General features: G+C 67.3%; 16 protein-coding genes and 1 tRNA gene. 13 read left to right on the top strand and 4 right to left on the bottom strand.

What is annotated here, in order from left to right; genetic code table 11:
• Positions 1-287: 287 nt before the first annotated feature.
• Positions 288-1,412, bottom strand: coding sequence for a CaiB/BaiF CoA transferase family protein (locus tag ACOFKW_RS08605; protein ID WP_419813743.1), 1,125 nt, complete (start codon positions 1,410-1,412; stop codon positions 288-290).
• 170 nt (positions 1,413-1,582) lie between these two features.
• On the opposite strand from ACOFKW_RS08605, the gene ACOFKW_RS08600 reads away from it, so the two are divergent.
• Complete coding sequence (locus ACOFKW_RS08600) at positions 1,583-1,990, top strand: acyl-CoA thioesterase (RefSeq protein ID WP_419813742.1); 408 nt, start codon at positions 1,583-1,585, stop codon at positions 1,988-1,990.
• On the opposite strand, the gene ACOFKW_RS08595 is transcribed toward ACOFKW_RS08600, so the two are convergent.
• Positions 1,987-3,213, bottom strand: coding sequence for a PQQ-dependent sugar dehydrogenase (locus ACOFKW_RS08595; protein WP_419813741.1), 1,227 nt, complete (start codon positions 3,211-3,213; stop codon positions 1,987-1,989). The genes ACOFKW_RS08600 and ACOFKW_RS08595 overlap by 4 nt on opposite strands.
• 102 nt (positions 3,214-3,315) lie before the next feature.
• Here ACOFKW_RS08595 and ACOFKW_RS08590 point away from each other — a divergent pair, with 102 nt between their 5' ends.
• From ACOFKW_RS08590 to ACOFKW_RS08575, 4 genes are all read left to right on the top strand, one after another.
• Positions 3,316-3,783, top strand: a complete 468-nt coding sequence (locus ACOFKW_RS08590) for a hypothetical protein (protein WP_419813740.1) — start codon at positions 3,316-3,318, stop codon at positions 3,781-3,783.
• A 79-nt stretch (positions 3,784-3,862) separates the two neighbouring features.
• Positions 3,863-4,819 carry a DUF808 domain-containing protein gene (locus ACOFKW_RS08585; RefSeq protein WP_419813739.1) on the top strand — a complete coding sequence of 319 codons (957 nt, stop codon included), beginning with the start codon at positions 3,863-3,865 and terminating at the stop codon, positions 4,817-4,819.
• 97 nt (positions 4,820-4,916) lie between these two features.
• On the top strand, positions 4,917-7,781 hold the full coding sequence (locus tag ACOFKW_RS08580) for a DUF2339 domain-containing protein (RefSeq protein ID WP_419813738.1): 2,865 nt from the start codon (positions 4,917-4,919) through the stop codon (positions 7,779-7,781).
• Positions 7,778-9,157, top strand: a complete 1,380-nt coding sequence (locus ACOFKW_RS08575; protein WP_419813737.1) for a DUF3999 family protein — start codon at positions 7,778-7,780, stop codon at positions 9,155-9,157. The genes ACOFKW_RS08580 and ACOFKW_RS08575 overlap by 4 nt, the downstream gene beginning before the upstream one ends.
• 5 nt (positions 9,158-9,162) lie before the next feature.
• Here ACOFKW_RS08575 and ACOFKW_RS08570 read toward each other — a convergent pair whose 3' ends face one another.
• Positions 9,163-12,180 carry a glycosyl hydrolase family 28-related protein gene (locus tag ACOFKW_RS08570; RefSeq protein WP_419813736.1) on the bottom strand — a complete coding sequence of 1,006 codons (3,018 nt, stop codon included), beginning with the start codon at positions 12,178-12,180 and terminating at the stop codon, positions 9,163-9,165.
• Positions 12,181-12,327: 147 nt separating this feature from the next.
• Positions 12,328-12,404, bottom strand: a tRNA-Arg gene (locus ACOFKW_RS08565).
• A gap of 117 nt (positions 12,405-12,521) precedes the next feature.
• On the opposite strand from ACOFKW_RS08565, the gene ACOFKW_RS08560 reads away from it, so the two are divergent.
• The 8 genes from ACOFKW_RS08560 (at position 12,522) to ACOFKW_RS08525 (ending at position 18,505) form a co-directional block, all read left to right on the top strand.
• Complete coding sequence (locus ACOFKW_RS08560) at positions 12,522-12,950, top strand: SUF system Fe-S cluster assembly regulator (RefSeq protein ID WP_419813735.1); 429 nt, start codon at positions 12,522-12,524, stop codon at positions 12,948-12,950.
• Positions 12,947-14,440, top strand: a complete 1,494-nt coding sequence (gene sufB / locus ACOFKW_RS08555; RefSeq protein WP_419813734.1) for a Fe-S cluster assembly protein SufB — start codon at positions 12,947-12,949, stop codon at positions 14,438-14,440. Before ACOFKW_RS08560 ends, sufB begins: the two co-directional genes overlap by 4 nt.
• Positions 14,441-14,502: 62 nt before the next feature.
• Positions 14,503-14,823, top strand: a complete 321-nt coding sequence (locus tag ACOFKW_RS08550) for a hypothetical protein (RefSeq protein ID WP_419813733.1) — start codon at positions 14,503-14,505, stop codon at positions 14,821-14,823.
• Positions 14,823-15,563, top strand: a complete 741-nt coding sequence (gene sufC, locus ACOFKW_RS08545; RefSeq protein WP_419813732.1) for a Fe-S cluster assembly ATPase SufC — start codon at positions 14,823-14,825, stop codon at positions 15,561-15,563. The genes ACOFKW_RS08550 and sufC overlap by 1 nt, the downstream gene beginning before the upstream one ends.
• Positions 15,560-16,390, top strand: coding sequence for a SufD family Fe-S cluster assembly protein (locus ACOFKW_RS08540; protein ID WP_419813731.1), 831 nt, complete (start codon positions 15,560-15,562; stop codon positions 16,388-16,390). The genes sufC and ACOFKW_RS08540 overlap by 4 nt, the downstream gene beginning before the upstream one ends.
• 77 nt (positions 16,391-16,467) lie before the next feature.
• Positions 16,468-17,691 carry an aminotransferase class V-fold PLP-dependent enzyme gene (locus tag ACOFKW_RS08535; RefSeq protein WP_419813730.1) on the top strand — a complete coding sequence of 408 codons (1,224 nt, stop codon included), beginning with the start codon at positions 16,468-16,470 and terminating at the stop codon, positions 17,689-17,691.
• Entirely contained in the window at positions 17,688-18,137 is a 450-nt protein-coding gene (locus tag ACOFKW_RS08530) for an SUF system Fe-S cluster assembly protein (protein WP_419813729.1), read from the top strand. The genes ACOFKW_RS08535 and ACOFKW_RS08530 overlap by 4 nt, the downstream gene beginning before the upstream one ends.
• Positions 18,137-18,505, top strand: coding sequence for a HesB/IscA family protein (locus ACOFKW_RS08525; RefSeq protein WP_419813728.1), 369 nt, complete (start codon positions 18,137-18,139; stop codon positions 18,503-18,505). The genes ACOFKW_RS08530 and ACOFKW_RS08525 overlap by 1 nt, the downstream gene beginning before the upstream one ends.
• The last annotated feature ends 1 nt before the right edge of the window (position 18,506 follow it).

Here is an 18,506-nt window from a genome sequence, read left to right as displayed (position 1 = left end):
CTTTGTCAGAGACGGATTCCCAAACACCGTCATCCCCGCGCAGGCCGGGACCCATCACCCCAAAATGTCGCTTGATGGGTCCCGGCCTTCGCCGGGATGACGCGGTGTAAGAGGGTTGCGCGAACGCGTTGAAGCTGCCGGGTGAGGGCGTGCTCCTCCCGAACGTTGTCGTCGGTGACGAATCGCCAAACACCGTCATCCCGGCGAAGGCCGGGACCCATCACCCCAAAATTCCGCTTGATGGGTCCCGGCCTTCGCCGGGATGACGGCGTTTGGAGACTGGGCTCTCACTTCACGACGCCGCTGGACTTCAGCACTGCGATACGTCCCGCATCCAGTCTCAACGAGGCCAACACGCCGCCGCTGTCGACCGCGCCCGCCATCTCAGGCGCCCGCGTCTTGCTGATCGAATAGCGCGGTGCAGGCGCGGGCTGGGTGACGCCGCCGGCCTCGACGAAGGTGCCGCGCGCGACGTTATGCGGATGCGCAGGGGCTTCGGCCATGCTCAGCACAGGTGCGAAGCAGACGTCGGTCATCTCCATCAGCGCGCACCAGTCGTCGCGGCTACGCGTCAGGAACAGCGCCGTCAGTTTCGCCTTGAGCGGTCCCCAGGCAGCACGGTCCATCTGCGCGTCGAAATCGCGATCCTCGGCCAGCCCGGCCAGACGGCGCAGCTCGGCATAGAATTGCGGCTCGATCGAGCCGATCGACAGCCACTTGCCGTCGGCGGTCTCATAGGTGTCGTAGAAGTGCGCCGCGGTATCGAGCAGGTTCGTGCCACGCTCGTCGCTCCACATGCCATTGGCGCGAAAGCCCCAGATCATGCTCATCAGCACCGCCGCACCATCGGTCATGGCGACGTCGACGACCTGCCCTGCCCCGGTCCGCCCGGCGTGAAACAGCGCCGAGACCATGCCGAACGCCAGCATCATGCCGCCCCCGCCAAAATCGCCGACCATGTTGATCGGCGGTGTCGGCTTCTCGCCCGCCCGGCCGAAAGCATGCAGCGCCCCAGCCAGCGCGATGTAGTTGATGTCGTGGCCCGACGCCGCCGCGTACGGCCCGGTCTGGCCCCAGCCGGTCATGCGCCCGTAGACCAGCCGCGGATTGTCGCCGAGCAACACGTCCGGCCCGAGGCCAAGGCGCTCCATGACGCCCGGACGAAAGCCTTCGAACAGCCCGTCGGCGCCGCGCACGAGTTCGCGCACCAGGGCAATGCCCTCAGTCGACTTGAGGTCGATCGCGACGACCTTGCGAGAGCGCAACAGCGGATCGCGGGCATCGACACGGGTGCCGGGTCGCTCGATCCGCACCACCTCGGCACCGTGATCGGCCAGCATCATGCCGGCAAACGGCCCCGGACCGATGCCCGCCATCTCGATAATGCGGAGGCCGTCGAGTGGTCCGGGCATGAACGCTCCTTCGAGTTGCCCGAGGAGTGATGCCCCGCCGGGACGCGAGCGGTCAACCGCTGCGCCCTGCCCGCCTCAGGCTTCGTAACTCGAATGTAACGTCGCACGGTCTAGCAAGCATTCCGTGGACATGCTTAATCCAGTCAGATTACGTCCCGAAAGGCTGCCCCGTGTCGTCGACCAGCGTTCCCTACGACTATCCGATCGGCATCACGCCGGAGGACATCGACTTCATGGGCCATGTCAACAACGTCCGCTATCTCAGCTGGGTACAGGACGCGGTGATCAGCCATTGGCAGCAGTTCGCCCCCGCCGAGGCCGTCGCCGCGCACCTGTGGGTCGCGCTGAAGCACGAGATCACCTACCGCAAGCCGGCGTTCCTCAAGGACGACGTCATCGCGACGCTGCTGCTCGAGCGGGTCCAGGGCGCGCGGGCGTTCTACGAGACGCTGATCAAGCGCGGCGAGGAAGTGCTGGTCGAGGTCAAGTCGAGCTGGTGTTGCGTCGACGCCGTCACCCTGCGCCCCGCGCGGCTGGCCAAGGAAGTCCTGAAGGGCTTCTTCAAGGACGAAGACTAGGCCCCGGGCTTGGCGGGCGTCAGGCGCAGCAGGCGACCGTCGGCCTCGTCCTCGAGCAGCCACAGCGCGCCGTCCGGACCATTCTCGACGTCGCGGATGCGCTTGCCCATGTCCCAACGCTCGGCCGGCTTCGGGTTCTCCTTGGCGTCGAAAGCGATGCGGTTGAGCGTCTTGCTCGCCAGCCCGCCGATGAACGCCGAGCCCTTCCACGCCGGGAACAGATTGCCGGTGTAGAAGGTCAGCCCGCCCGGCGCGATCACCGGGTTCCAATAGATCAACGGCTTGACCAGGTCGGGACGCGTCTCCGGCTTGGCGATCGGCACGCCGTCATAGTTATTGCCGTACGATACCAGCGGCCAGCCGTAGTTCTTGCCACGCTCGATCAGGTTGAGCTCGTCGCCGCCGCGCGGGCCGTGCTCGACCTCCCACAGCTTGCCGCTGGGCGAGAAGGTCATGCCATAGGGGGTGCGGAACCCGGTCGCCCAGACTTCGGAAGGCGTCAGGTTGGGGGCGTCGAGCTTGACCATCTCCGGCACCACGGTCTTCGCCGCCTCGGTATTCTTGGGGGGTGCGAACAGCGGCACGGTCGCGGCACCGGTGGCCGTCGAATTGCCCGCCGGCTTGCCGTCGAGAGTCAGGTGGAGGATCTTGCCGAGTTCGGAATTGGGGTCCTGCGCCGGGGTGAAGCGCTGGCGCTCGCCGACCGACAGAAACAGGCTCTTGCCGTCGGGCGCGAACGCCACGACCGCGCCGAACTGGCCGCCATCACCCTTGGGCATTTGCCGCCACAGCACCTGCAGCCCGTCGAGCTTGGCGCTGCCCGCAGCCGTCACCAGCTTCGCCCGCGCCAGTGCGAGGCTGGAGCCGCCGGTGCCGGGCTCCGAATAGGTCAGGTAGATGCTCTGGTCGGTCTTGAAGTGCGGCGACACGAAGACGCCGAGCATGCCCGCCTGGCCCTTGTAGAACACCGCCGGCGTGCCCGAGATCTGCGTCTTGGTGCCGTCGGTGCCGACCAGCCAGACCGGGCCCGGCTTCTCGGTCACCAGCATCCGCCGGTCGGGCAGGAAGGCCAGCTTCCACGGCATGTTGAACGTCGCCACGGTCGTCGCGACGAAGGGCCGGTTGGCGGTCGGCGCATCGTTGCCGGCGTTGACCTGCGCGGTCGCAGGAATCGCCGAGGCGAGCAGCAGAAGGGCGAGGAGGCGCGGATTTGAGCGGTTCATGGCCGGAACATGGAAGAAATTTCAGGCCGCGACAAGTGCACCCGAAAGGAACACCGCCACCCCTGTTCCGTTCGGTGCACAGATCAAGACAAGGACGTGCGGATGAGCGGCAAGACACCTGTACCGGTCGACGGCGACGGCGTGAATAAGGGCGCCCCCGACGGCGTCTCCGGTGCTCCCGAAAAGGGCCCCGGCGAGGGCGTGCATGGCCGTGCTCCTCCCGGCGAGACCGGCGGCGGTGCCTACCCCAATCCGCACACCGAAGAGTCGGACGACGATGCCAGGGAAAAGACGCATGGCGGCCAGACCGAGATGAAATACTACGGCAGCGGCCAGGCGGGCAGCGACGGCAGTGCAGCCCCGAACGCCGCTGCCGGCTCGAACGACCCCGGTCATGCGAGCGAGGCCAAGCTGCCTGAGCCGGCGGTCGATCGCCAGCCGCACACCATCCATGCCCAGGGCCGGACCTTCCAGGTCGTCGAGGGCTCGGGCGTTGCCGCGGCGGAAGCGACAGCGGACGTGCTGCCCCACACCGACGAGCCCAAGGACGAGAGCAAGCGGGCAGGCTAAACGTCCGGAACTGCTTGCGATCTGGCCTCAGCGCGGTAACGCAGGGCGAGAACTCCCTCGCATGCTCTAAGGATCGCAAATGGCTACCGGGCTGATCGCCCTGCTCGACGACATTGCCGCCATCGCCAAGGTGGCGGCGGCGTCGCTCGACGACACGGCGGCACTGACCGCGAAGGCCAGCGCCAAGGCCGCCGGCGTGGTGATCGACGATGCCGCGGTGACGCCGCGCTATGTCACCGGCTTCAGCCCGGCGCGCGAACTGCCGATCGTCGGCAAGATCGCGCTCGGCAGTTTCCGCAACAAGCTGTTGTACCTGCTGCCGGCAGCGCTGGCGCTGAGCGCCTTCGCACCCTGGGCGATCACTCCGCTGCTGATGGCCGGTGGCGCCTACCTGTGCTTCGAGGGCGCAGAGAAGCTGTATGAAAAGGCGTTTCCGCATGCCGAGGCCACGACCGAGGCCGGGCCGGAGCGCGATCCCGCCGCGATCGAGAAGACGATGGTCGCCGGGGCCATTCGCACCGACCTGATCCTGTCGGGCGAGATCATGGCGATCACCCTGGCGCAGGTCGCCGACACCGGGCTGCTGTCACGCGCCGTGGTCCTGGCGGTCGTCGGCATCGGCATCACCATCGCGGTCTATGGCGCGGTCGCGTTGATCGTGAAGGCCGACGACGTCGGCGTCGCGTTGGCGCGGATCGAGGGCGGGGCCGCGGGTCCCTTGCGCGGTATCGGCCGGGGCTTGGTGGTCGGCATGCCGGTGTTCCTGAAGCTGCTCGCGGCGATCGGCACGGCGGCGATGCTGTGGGTCGGTGGCGGCATCATCCTGCACGGTCTGGAAGAATATGGCGTCGACGGTCCAGCCGAGTTCGTCCATCACGCTGCAGTAGCGGCCGGACGCAGCGCCGGCTCGGCGGGGGCCGTGGTGGAATGGCTGGTCGGCGCGGTCGGCGCGGGGATCGTCGGGCTGGTCGTCGGCGCGATCGTGGTGGCGGCCCTGCACTTTGTTCCCAGCCGCAAGCCAGCCGCCGGCCACTGAGCCGGCGTACCGGCCAAACTTGCCAATGCCGTTTCTCACGTGCAACTGTATTGGAGTATCTGCCGCCTCGCGGTCCCGGGCTGGGGGGCTCGATTGAATGATCCTTTGGGCTATCGCCGTTGGCGCGCTGCTTGGCCTGGCATTCGGCGACTATGACCTGCCGGGCTTGTTCGTCGGGGGGTTTGTCGGGTTCTTTGCCGGCTTGTGGCTGCGTTCCGCCGTCCGCTCGCAGGTCGCGGCAAGCAACGAGAAGCTGCTGGCCGAAGTCCGGGAGTTGGTCGCGAACCTCCCAGCCAATGGCGCGGTGCCCCTTCCGTCGACCACCGATGCAGCATTCGCTTCCGATCTAGCGGTTCGCGACCGCGTCGCACCGCCGGTCGTGCCGCCACTCCCCGTCGAGGCCCCGATTCTAGACCGCAGTGCCGAACTGCGGCGCATCGCGGCCGATTTCGTGCCGGCGCCGGAGCCCGCACCCGAACCCGCCGCTCCGAACTTCATCGAGGTCGGTTTCGACGCCGCCAGGAACTGGCTGCTCGGTGGCAATACGGTCGTCCGTGTCGGGCTGGTCATCCTGTTCATCGGCCTGACGTTCCTGGCGCGCTATGCGGCCAGCGCCGGGCTGTTTCCGCCGGAATTGCGACTGGCGTTGATCGCCGCCATCGGCACCGCATTGCTGGTCGTCGGCTTCAACCGGCGCAACCAGCAGCCGGCATTTGCGCTGTCGCTGCAAGGGGCCGGCGTCGCGACAATCTACCTGACGATCTTCGCGGGGTTCAAGCTGTTCGCCATCCTGCCGCTGTGGCCGGCCTTCGCGCTGATGGTCGTCGTCTGCGCGCTCGGCTGCGCCCTGGCCCTGCTGCAGAACTCGCAGTCGCTGGCGGTGACGTCGTTCGTCGGCGGTTTCGCGGTGCCGATCCTGCTGTCCAATGGTGGCGGCAGCAGTGTCGCGCTGTTCGGCTATTTCACGCTGCTCAGCCTCGCCGTGCTGTACATCGCGCAGGCGCGGTCGTGGCGCGCCGTCAACCTCACCGGCTTCTTCTTCACCTTCGGCCTCGCGACGCTGTGGGGCGTGCTGAGCTATGAGCCGTCGAGCTATGCGACCTCGCAGGCGTTCCTGATCGGCTTCGTGCTGATCTATCTGGCCGCCGCCATCCTTTACGCACGCAACACGCCGCCCCGTCCCGGGACGACGAGCAACGTCGTCGACAGCACGCTGCTGTTCGGCCCTGCACTGGCCGGTTTCGGATTGCAGGCCGGGCTGGTCCGCCATCTGGAATTCGGGTCGGCCTTCTCGGCACTTTGCTTCGGAGCTCTGTACCTCGTGTTGGCGGCCGTGCTGATGCGGCGCGGTGCCGGCAAGTACCGCTTGATGACCGAGTGCATGCTGGCGATCGGCGTCGGCTTCGTCACGCTCGCGGTGCCGTTGGCGCTGGGCGCGCAATGGACGTCGTCGGTCTGGGCGCTGGAAGGGGCCGGCGCCTTCTGGGTCGGCTCACGACAGGCGCGCTGGTTGCCGCGCGCCTTCGGCCTGCTGCTCCAGCTGATCGCGGCGCTGGTCTATTTCAGCCGGATCGGCGACGGCGTCTTCGCCTTGCCACTGGCCAATCCGATGTTCATCGGCGGATTGCTGGTCACCCTGCCCGCGCTGGCTATCGCCTGGTGGCTACGCCGGCCGCTGCCGCACAGCGGTTCGCGTTGGGCAACCGGCTATGCAGCATTGGAGGCGGTGCTATCCAAGCCGATGTTCCTGTTCGGCTTCCTGTTCTGGTGCCTGACCCTGACCTTGGAGATCAACCGCAATACGCCGCCTTTCGAGGCCGGCAAGGCCGCACAGCCGGTATTCGACATCGGGCTGCAGCGCCTCCTGACCATGCTCGCCATTGCGGTCAGCGCCTGGGTCTCGGCGTTCGTCGGCCGGCGTGCGTCCTGGTCGGTGGCGACATGGCCGGGCCGCGCGACGCTGCCGCTTCTGGCGCTGACCTTCGTCGCGCAGGCGTTCGATGCCGACCACGTCCTCCGCACACCGGACTGGATAATCTGGCTGGCGGCGATCGCCATCCACTATCGCCTGCTGTACCTCGGCGACCGCGATCCCGGTGATGCCGCCGTATCGGGCCTGTTCCGTGCCACCCATGTCGGCAGCGTCTGGCTGTTGACGCTGATGCTGGCGGACTGCCTGTGGTTCTGGATCGACAAGGCATATCTTTGGAAGACATCGTGGGGCGGCGTCGTTGCGCTGGTCAGCTCGGTGGCGGTGCTGATGCTGCTGGCGGGCTGGGCCGGGCGTGCCAACCGGGCCGATGCACTGGGCAAGCGGCGCTGGCCGTTGAACCCGCATGCGGTCGGTTACTTCTGGGTCGCCGCCCTGCCGCTGGCGGTGCTGGTCTTCCTGGGTGCGCTGGTCACGGCGCTGCTCGCGTCGGGCAACACCAGGCCGCTGCCGTATATTCCGCTGCTCAACCCGATCGACCTGACGCTGGCGCTGGCAATCGGCACACTGATGATCTGGCGGCGCGCGGTCGTTGCCGCCGTGCCGACCCCCGGCGGCTCGATGTGGCTCCACGGCCGCCGCGCGCTGGCGCCACTCGCCGGGCTGGCGTTCATCGGCATCAACACGGTGTGGCTGCGGACGGCGCATCATTACCTCGGCGTCGACTGGTCGCCGGACGCGCTGCTCGGCAATTTCGCGGTCGAGACCGGCCTGTCGATCCTGTGGACGCTGCTGGCGCTGGGCCTGATGGTAACCGCGCATCGGCGGCTGAAGCGGTCGATGTGGCTGACCGGCGCGGCGCTGCTGGCGCTGGTCGTCGCCAAGCTGCTGCTGGTCGACCAGTCCAACGCGGGCGGCGGGGAGCGTATCGTCACCTTCATCGTCGTCGGACTGCTGATGCTGGTCGTCGGCTATTTCGCCCCGCTGCCGCCAAAGGCCGTCGAAGCCGTGCCCGGACCGGTGCCGGCATGAGGCTGATCCGGCTATGCCTGATCGCAAGTGCCATGCTGGCGACTGCGATGGCGGCGCCCGACGCCAACGATCCGGCAGCCTATGCCGTACGCCTGCCGGTGACCGTCGCACCCGGCGCGCCACTGCAGCGCATCCTGCTGCCGCCGCAGGTGCTGGCCCGGCTGCGCACCGCCGATCACACCGACCTGCGGGTGTTCAACGCCCAGGGCCAGGCACTGCCGATGGCGATCTCCGACCCGATCTCGCGCCTGCGCACCGAGCAGCAATCGATCGTCGTGAAAGCGTCGCCGATCCTCGGGGCGCCCGGTCGTCTCAACGTCACCGGCGTGTCGCTGCAGGTCGACGACCGCGGCGAAGCCCGCGTCGTTCAGCTCGACGGCAAGGTCGACAGCGCGGCAGGAACCGGTAGCGTCGTACTCGGCGCCTTGCTCGACACCAGGCGGATCGAGGCACCGGTCGTCGGCATCACGCTCGACGCCGACGTGCCGCTGGAACAGACCATCAGCTTCGTCGTCGAGGGCAGCGCCGACCTCAAGACCTGGTGGCCGGTCGGAGACATCGTGCTGTACCGCACCGGCGCCTATCCACGCGCCGCCCGGTCGGAGACCATCAAGCTCGACCCCGTTGACCTGCACGACCGGTATCTGCGCGTCACCTGGACCGCCAACCCGCGACCGCTGTCGCCGATCGCGGTGCGCGGCGCGACCCTGACCACGGCGCGCAACATCCTCGCAACGCCGCGCGCCGGTGTCGGACTGACCGGCGTGGCGCTGGAAGATGCCCATGCGCTGACCTTCGAGGTCCCTTTCGCGACGCCGGTCGCGGCTGTGCAGGTCAGGCCGGTGGGCGACAATTTCGTCATGCCGCTGCGCGTGCTGGGCCGCGACGATCGCGAGCAGTCGTGGACGCCGATGGGCTCGGGCACCGTCTACTCGATGATGGCGGGCGGCAAGCGTCGCGGCGACGACACGATCGAGCTGAGCGGCGGCAGCTATCGGCAGGTGCGGATCGAGGCCGATGCGCGGGCTGCCGGCTTTGCCGGGGTGCCGGGCATCGAGCTGCAGTTCGATCCGGTGCAGGTGATCGTCCTGGTCACCGGCTCCGCGCCGTTCACCATCTCTGCCGGACAGGCTGCCGTTCCCAGCGCCTATCTGCCACGCTCGACGCTCATGCCGTCCTATACGGAGCGTGCCGAGGACAGCCTGCCGCTCGCCACGGTCGCGGTTGCAGCCGAGGCGTTCACCCTTGCCGCAGGAGCCGGCGATACCGGCGCATCCCGCCGCGCGCTGGTGCTATGGGGCCTGCTGCTGCTCGGCACCGCGGCGCTCGGCGTGATGGTCTATGTCCTGATGCGCCAGTCGAAAGCGGCGACCTAGGCGCCTCAGCCGACCTTCACCGAATACAGGGAGTGGTGGGTGAGGATGAACAGCGTGTCCTTGGCCGGGCCGCCGAGCAGGAGCTGCAACGGCCGCTCGGGCACGTCGATCTGGCCGGCCGCCTTGCCGCTGCGGTCGTAGACGAAGACCTGCCCGTCGGCGACATAGACCTCGCCCTTCGCACCGACGACGACGCTCTCGCCGCCGCGCTGGGCGAACAGCTTGAGATCGGTGACACTGCCGCCCGCGCCGACGAGGCCCGAAAAGGTCTTCTGCTCCGAGCTGTTGATGACGAACACCCGATCGCCGACCGGCGCCGTCGTCAGGCCGTAGGAGTCGAGCGTGTCCGAGAAGCGCCAGCCTAGGAAGTTCGACGGTCCCTGCTGGAAAGTCCGGAACGCCGGCATCACCAGGCTGCCATCCGGCGAGACATATTCGCGTGACTTGGGCAGCGCCATGTCGCGCGCGAACATCTCGGCGGGGGTGGTAAAGCGGTAGGTGGCAGTGTCGAGCTGGTCCTTGAACTCGCCATTGTTCCAGTAATTGACCGGCAGGATCGTCGCCGCTCCAGGGTGCGCGGCGACCGGCGTCGGTGGGATCACGATCATCTGGTCGTCCGGGCTGCCGGGCTTGAAGGCGTAGACGGTACCCTCCGCGCCGTCCGACGACAGCACGACGAGGTTGCCCGACTTGTCGAAGCTCAGGCTGACCGGATCGAGCGGCGCGTCGCGGACCAGCGACAGGCCGTCGGCGGCGGACCAGCTATAGATGCGGTGAAATTTGTGCTCGACGAAATAGAGCTTGCCGCTCGCGTCGACCGCGCCGCCGCCGATCGAGTAGAAGCCGCCCTCCAGCTTTTCGACCTTGCCGTTGCGACGCGGCGCGACCGGATCGGCGGGCACGTCGAGGACGGCGAAGGAGCGCTCGCGGACTTCGAGCTTGTGAGTGATGTCCTGGATGGCATTCTCGGCCGGAAATTTGCTGATCCGCAGGTAATTGCCGCAGCCGTTCGCATCGCAGGTGGCGAGCCCGCTCTCGGCGTTGACGTGCATGTTACGGAAACGGATGTTGCTGGAATTGTACAGGCGGACTGCGGTCTCGACCGGCTTCAGCGAGCGGGTGACGCGGTAGGCGTGGTAGTTGGCGAACAGCAGGTTGCGCGAATCCCTCACCTCGAGCGACACGGTATCCTGGCTCTCGCCGGCCTCCTGCTCGGTCTGCGGCGCCAGGAACTCCCAATTCTCGGCGCGGTTGAGGACGATCTCGCTCCGGACATGGTGCTCGCTCGACAGCTGGTAGACATGCCCCGGGGTCTTGGTATCGGAGACGTAGAAGCCGGCCTGGCTGTAGGTATCGACGCTCCACAGGTTGGAGAAGGTGCCGCCGCCGCCGTTGGTCACCCAGAAGCTGGGATATTGCGCGTCCCAGCGCTTGCGTGGATCGGGATCTCCGGTGTGGTTGGCGTTGTAGGGATCGAAGCGGCTGCCGTCGGCCAGCAGCGTGCCGTGCCCGCCCTGGATCTTGACGTCCTGGACCAGCGAAGTCTCGCCCGCAGTCCAGAACAGCGCAGTGGCGCGCGGGTTGATGCCGCCGGTGTACAGCCCCAGCCCGGAGACGATGCCGCCGCCGCCGACCGCGGACTGCACCAGCGCCTTGGGTCCGCCGACGCCCATGTAGGCGGGCGTGCTGTCCGCCAGGATTATCTGGGTCAGGCTGGGATGGAGCGCGACCAGCACGGTATCGGGCTTCATCCGCAGCGTATCGGTGACGAGGTAGCGGCCCGACGGGAAATAGACGACGCGGTTGGTGTCGATCGCCTTCTGGATGGCGGCGGTGTCGTCGGTCTTGTCGTCGCCCTTGACGCCGAGGCTGCGGACGTTGGCCCATTCGGTCGTCGGCGGCAGCGCCCGGATTGCCGGAGCGAGCGGCGCCGGCATGGTGCGCAAGCGCTCCGACTGGAGGTTGGTCGCGAACTTGCCCATGCTGCCGAGGCCGGGAACGGTCAGGCCGTAATTGAAGGCGGTGACGTGATAGGTGGGCCCGGCGGGGGCGACCGTCCGGCCGCTCTCGCGGAAACGGGCAAAGGTCGGCGTGCGGCTGGCGACGGCGTTCTCGAAGCCGATCTGGGTCGCCGGGTTGTTCTCGTTGCTGATGACGACAGCGGCCTGGCTGACGTTCTCGAAGCGGACGTTCTTGCCCCACAGCCAGTCGGAATAGCCGGCGTCGATGTCGATCGCGACGGGAACGTTGCGAAAGCTGGTGTTGACCAGCGTCAGGCTCGCCTCGTGTTCGCGGATCGCCGCTTCGCGCTGCCCGTCGAATGTGGAATCGATCAGGGTGAACTGCCACGCCGGCGAGGTCTTCTCCGCAAGGATGCCATAGCGGCCGCCGTAGAAGTGCAGGTCCTCCGCCTCGTTGGCGACATGGTACAGGCCCGCCAGGCCGGAGCCGAGATGGAAGTCCATGTGCGCCAGATAGGCGTGCTGCGCCGCGTGGAAGCGGATCGCCGCCGCGCCCGCATTGCCGTTGCCGATCTCGATATCGACGTTGCTCATCGCCGAGTAGAAGGTGCCGGGGTTGGCGTCGGCGATCTTGTCGTTGAACGGTATGCTGCCGGGCGGCGGGAACGGCACGCGGCGCGTTCCGCCCGGCCCTGCCCCGGCAAAGATGATCATGTTGGCGACGCCCTTGTCGAAGCCGGGCGTGTTGTCGCCGAGAACGAAGACCGGACGCGTCGGCCCGACGCCGAACAGGCGTACACCGGGCCAGAGGTAGACGGTGCGCGACAGACGGTAGCGACCCGACGGCAGGAAGACGATGCCGCCCGCGCCCTTGGCCTCGGCCGCGTCGATCGCCTTCTGCACCGCGGCGGTGGCGTCGCGCCGACCATCGCTGGGCGCGTCGACGGTGATCGCGCGCGCGTCTGCAGGCCGCGTGATGAACACCGAGGTCGAGGCTGTCGCGACGCCTGGCGCAACCAGACCGACACCGATCAAAGCTGTCGCAAGAAGATCAATCCGCATGTCGTCCAGTCCCCACCCTATCGTCGCGGTTCAGGGCATTGCCTACACGCGCGATCGGGACCGTAGTAGCCACGGGCGGCTCGCGATCAAAGCGGGAAGCGATCCTGATGGCGTCCGCGCCGGTTCCGGGAGGTGTGTTCGGCGGCTTGGTGCGCCCGAAGGGAATCGAACCCCCGACCTTGGCTTTAGGAAAGCCCTGCTCTATCCGGCTGAGCTACGGGCGCACTTGGATTTTCACTAGTGATCCGCCGGTTTGCGGTCAACGGCCCGGCCATCGCTTGACTTGCTCGACACCGTTCCCACATAAGCCGGACCAATTCGCTCCGCTTTACGGGAACCATGTGATCCGCCTTAGCAACCTTGCCGATTATGCGGTCGTGGTCATGACCGCGGCGGCCAAGTCGCGCGATCCGAAGTTGTCGGCGGCAGCGGTCGCGGCGCACACCGGCATCCCTGCGCCGACGGTCGCCAAGCTGATGGGTACACTGGCCCGCGCCGGGCTACTGGTCTCGACGCGCGGCGTCTGCGGTGGCTTCCACCTCGGGCGCGCCGCAGCCGACATCACCGTCGCGGCGATCGTCGAGGCGGTCGAGGGTCCCATCGCACTCACCCAGTGCCAGAACGGTGGCGAGGTTTCGGCCTGCGCGCTGGAAGGCAGCTGCGCCGTGCGCGGCCATTGGGGTCCAATCAATATCGCAGTTCGCAACGCCCTGCTGGCGGTCAGCCTCGCCGACCTGCTGCAGCCGTCGCGCGCCGGAGTAGCCGCATGACCGACAACATGACCTTTGAAGCTCCCGTCCGCGACGCCGAGGCCTATGCCGCCGTCGAGGACCTCTCGACCTACAAGTGGGGCTTCATCTCCGACATCGAATCCGACATGGCGCCCAAGGGCCTGTCGGAGGACACGGTGCGCTACATCTCCGCCAAGAAGTCGGAGCCGGAGTGGCTGCTTGACTGGCGGCTGAAGGCATACCGCCTATGGCTGACTATGGAGACGCCCGACTGGGCCAAGCTCGACATCGCGCCGATCGATTATCAGGACATGTATTTCTACGCCGCGCCCAAGGCGAAGCCGACGCTGGCGTCGCTCGACGAGCTCGATCCGGAAATTCGCCGCACCTACGAAAAGCTCGGCATCCCGATCGAGGAGCAGAAGATGCTCGCCGGGGTCGAGGGCTCGCGTCGCGTCGCGGTCGATGCGGTGTTCGACAGCGTTTCGGTCGCCACGACCTTCCGCGCCGAGCTGGAGCGCGCGGGCGTGATCTTCCGCTCGATCAGCGAGGCGGTGAAGGAATATCCCGACCTGGTGAAGAAGTGGCTGGGCTCGGTCGTGCCGCAGCGCGACAACTACTTCGCCTGCCTCAACTCGGCGGTCTTCAGCGACGGCACCTTCGTCTACATCCCCGAGGGCGTTCGCTGCCCGATGGAGCTGTCGACGTATTTCCGCATCAACGCCCAGAATACCGGACAGTTTGAGCGCACGCTGATCGTTGCCGACAAGGGCTCGCACGTTTCGTACCTCGAGGGCTGCACCGCCCCGATGCGCGATGAGAACCAGCTCCACGCCGCGGTCGTCGAGCTGATCGCGCTCGACGATGCCGAGATCAAATACTCGACCGTGCAGAACTGGTATCCGGGCGATGCCAATGGCGTCGGCGGCATCTACAATTTCGTCACCAAGCGCGCCAACTGCCTCGGCAAGCGCAGCAAGGTCAGCTGGACGCAGGTCGAGACGGGCAGCGCAATCACCTGGAAGTACCCGTCGTGCGTGCTGTCGGGCGACGGCTCGGTCGGCGAGTTCTACTCGGTCGCGGTGACCAACAACCGCCAGCAGGCCGACACCGGCACCAAGATGATCCACCTCGGCAAGAACACGCGGAGCACGATCGTCAGCAAGGGCATCAGCGCCGGCCATTCGAACAACACCTACCGCGGCCTGGTCCGCGTCGCGGCGTCTGCCGAGGGTGTGCGCAACTTCACCCAGTGCGACTCCCTGCTGCTCGGCTCGCTGAGCGGCGCGCACACCGTGCCCTACATCGAGGTTCGCAACCCGAGCGCCCAGATCGAGCATGAGGCGACGACTTCCAAGATCAGCGACGACCAGATGTTCTATGCCCAATCCCGCGGCCTCGACGCCGAGGAGGCCGTCGCGCTGATCGTCAACGGTTTCTGCCGCGAAGTCCTGAAGCAGCTGCCGATGGAGTTCGCCGTCGAGGCACAGAAACTGCTCGGCATCTCGCTGGAGGGCAGCGTCGGGTGATGCGGCTCGCTTGCCTGGCAGCGTTGGCGCTAACAGCTTGCGGCTCGAACGCGACAGCGCCGGTGGTTGCCGCCAACCCTGCCCAGGCCGAAGCCGACGATGCATCCACCGCCTATGCGACCTGCGTCGACAAGGCGGCCGCTGCGGTCGACTTGAGCGCCGCCGAACCCGGCACGCTCGCCGACCTCGCGATGAAGTCTTGCATCGAGGCGCGTGGCAATGCGGTGGCCAAGCTCGCGGCGGCACAGCAGGCCGCGGGCAAGGATGCTCCGACCGCCGCGCTGGTCGCCGAACGCTCGATGCGCCTCGCCGACAGCCAGCTCCGCGACCATGCCAACACTGCGATCGTCACCCGCAAACTTTCCGACAAGAAAGCCGTTTAGTGCTCAACATCAACGACCTACACGCCACCGTCGACGGCAAGTCGATCCTGAACGGGCTGAACCTGACGGTCGGCGCGGGCGAGGTCCATGCCATCATGGGGCCGAACGGCGCGGGCAAATCGACGCTGAGCTATGTGCTGGCGGGCCGCGCAGGCTATGAGGTCACTTCCGGCTCGGTCACCTTCGACGGCAAGGACCTGCTCGAACTCGCCCCGCACGAGCGCGCCGCAGCGGGCCTGTTCCTCGGGCTACAATATCCGGTCGAGATTCCCGGCGTGTCTAACCTCGCCTTCCTGCGCACCGCGCTCAACGCCCAGCGCAAGCAGCGCGGCGAGGCCGAGGCATCGGGCGCTGAGTTCATGAAGCTGGTCCGCGTCGAGGCCGATGGCTTCGGCCTGTCGATGGACATGCTCAAGCGGCCGGTCAATGTCGGCTTCTCCGGCGGCGAAAAGAAGCGCAACGAGATGGTCCAGATGGCTGTCCTCGCGCCCAAGCTGGCAGTGCTCGACGAAACCGACTCCGGCCTCGATATCGACGCGCTGCGAGTGGTTTCGGACGGCATCAACCGCCTGCGCTCGCCCGACCGTGCGACGCTGCTGATTACCCATTACCAGCGCCTGCTCGACTATGTCGTGCCCGATTTCGTCCATGTCCTCGTCGGCGGGCGGATCGTCCGCAGCGGCGGTGCCGATCTGGCGCACGAACTCGAGCGCGATGGCTATGCGCGGGCCGCGGCATGACGGCGCTCCCAACCCGCCGCGACGAGGCCTGGCGATATAGCGACCTGACCGCGCTTGCCGAAGTCTGGCCGCAGGACATCGGCGAAACCCGCGAGATCACCGTCGCTTCCGGCGAAACCCGCAGCCTGACCGAGCGGCTGGCCGGCGACGGCTGGCGCAACGACCGCGTTACGGTATCGGTCGCGACCGGTGGCCGCCTCGACCTGAGTATCGTCCAGGCGCGCGACGTCGCCGCGGTGACGACGCAGCTTTACACGATCGATGTCGCGGCAGGCGCATCGTGCCAAGTCGACATCCTCCAGCACGGCAGCCGCTTCGGGCGCATCGCCGTCGACGTGACGATGGGCGACGGCGCTGACTTCGAGCTCAACGGCGTCAATTTGGCGCGCGGGACGCAGACGCTGGAGATCGTCACGACGATGCGCCACGCCGAGCCCAACGGCACCAGTCGCCAAACCGTGCGCATCGTTGCCGACGACCGCGCCATCGGCAATTACCTCGGCAAGGTGATGGTCGCCCGCGACGCGCAGAAGACCGACGCCTCGCAGTCGGTCAAGGCACTGCTGCTCGCCCGCACCGCGACCGCCAACGCCAAGCCCGAACTGGAGATTTTCGCCGACGACGTGAAGTGCGCCCACGGCGCGACGGTCGGCGAGCTTAACCGCGACGCGCTGTTCTACATGGAGAGCCGCGGCGTCGATCCCGCCTCGGCCAAGGCGCTGCTGACGCAGGCTTTCATCGGCGATGCGCTCGACAGCGTGCGCGACGAGGCGGTGCGCGAGGCGATGTCGGCAGAGGCGATCGCGTGGCTGGAGAAGCGGATATGAGCGCCGCCCTTACTGCTCCCTTCCCGGAACGGGAAGGGCTGGGGATGGGTCTTGCACGAGGTCCGGCTGCCGAGCTTATGCCAAGTCCCTCCCCCGTCCCCTCCCGTTCCGGGAGGGGGGATAGAAGGTCCGACTTCCCGGGCCTCGCCGACGGCTGGGCGTATCTCGACTCCGCCGCCACAGCGCAAAAGCCCGGTGTCGTCATCGACGCCATCGCGCGCGCCTATGGTCCCGAGTATGCGACGGTCCACCGCGGCGTCTATGCTCGCTCCGCCACCATGACCGAGCGTTTCGAAGCCGCGCGCCAGACGGTCGCCACCTTCATCAACGCACGCTCCCCTAGCGAAGTCGTCTTCGTGCGCGGTGCGACCGAGGCGATCAACCTCGTCGCCAATAGCTGGGGCAACAGCCTCGAGGCCGGCGACCGCATCCTGTTGTCGGCGCTGGAGCATCACAGCAACATCGTGCCGTGGCAGCTGCTCCGCGACCGGACCGGCATCGAGATCGACGTTGCGCCGCTGACCGCCGACCACCGCATCGACGAGGACGCGCTGGAGGCGCTGCTCACCCCACGCACGAAACTCGTCGCCATCGCGCATGTCTCCAACGTGCTCGGCAGCGTCGCCGACGTCACCCGCATCGCCGCCGCCGCGCATTCGGTCGGGGCCAGGCTGCTCGTCGATGGCTGCCAGGCAGCACCGCGCATCGCCATCGACGTTCAGGCGTCGGGCGCCGACTTCTACGTCTTCTCCGGTCACAAGCTGTACGGCCCGACCGGCATCGGCGTGCTGTGGGCGCGGTCCGATATCCTCGACGCCATGCCGCCGTGGCAGGGCGGCGGCTCGATGATCGAGACCGTGACCTTCGAGCGCACCACCTACGCCCCGGCACCGCAACGTTTCGAAGCGGGTACGCCGCATATCGTCGGCGCGATCGGGCTGGCGGCGGCGATCGACTACGTCAACACGATCGGTCTCGGCACTATCGACGCGCACGAACGTGCACTGGCGACCCAGGCACGCGAAGGCCTGCGCCAGATCAATTCGGTGCGACTGTTCGGGCCGGAAAATTCTGCCGGGATCGTCTCGTTCGCCCTCGACGGGGTGCATCCGCACGACATCGGCACTATCTTGGACGAGAGCGGCGTCGCCATCCGCGCCGGTCATCACTGCGCCCAGCCGCTGATGACCGTGCTCGGTGTTCCAGCGACGGCGCGGGCGAGCTTCGCGGTCTATAACGGCAGCGACGACGTCGATCGGTTGCTGGATGGCATGCGTCGCGTAACGAGGATTTTCGGATGAACGAGCGGACGTTCACGATAGAGGAAGTCGAGGCTGCCCCCGAGGTCGCCAAGGCACCGCCTGTAGGGAGCATGGCACGCGAGCCGGATTATCTGGACGGTTTCCTGCGCACCCAGCCCGCCGAAGCGACCGCGGATGGCCCGGGCGGCGAGCTGTACGAGAGCGTCATCGAAGCGCTGCGCTCGATCTACGACCCGGAAATCCCGGTCAACATTTACGACCTCGGCCTGATCTACGGTGTCGAGATCGAGGAGGGCCATGCCCAGGTGTCGATGACGCTGACCACGCCGAACTGCCCGGTGGCGGAGTCGATGCCCGGCGAAGTCGAGATGCGCGTCATGTCGGTGCCCGGCATCGCCACCGCCGAAGTCGCGCTCGTCTGGGATCCACCATGGGACCCGGGCAAGATGTCCGACGAGGCCAAGCTCGAAATGGGGATGCTGTGATGGAGGTCGTCACCGCTCCGCGCCCGGCACGCGTCCGCCCGCCGGCGATCATCGCGACCGACAGCGCCGTCCAGCGCATCGCCCACCTGATGAGTAAGGCTCCCGAGGGCACCGCCGGCGTCCGCCTGACGACGCCGAAGCGCGGCTGTTCCGGCCTCGCCTACGACCTGTCGTACGTCGCCGAGCCCAAGATCGGCGACGAGGCGGTGCCGACCCCGGGCGGAATACTCTATGTCGATGGCGGCTCGCTGATGTACCTTATCGGCAGCACGATGGACTGGCAGGAGGACGACTTCACCGCGGGGTTCGTCTTCACCAATCCCAACGCCAAGGGGGCATGCGGATGCGGCGAGAGCTTCACGGTCTAGT

The organism is Glacieibacterium sp. (assembly GCF_965200405.1).
GTDB lineage: Bacteria > Pseudomonadota > Alphaproteobacteria > Sphingomonadales > Sphingomonadaceae > Glacieibacterium.
This window is presented reverse-complemented; position numbering and strand designations above follow the sequence as displayed.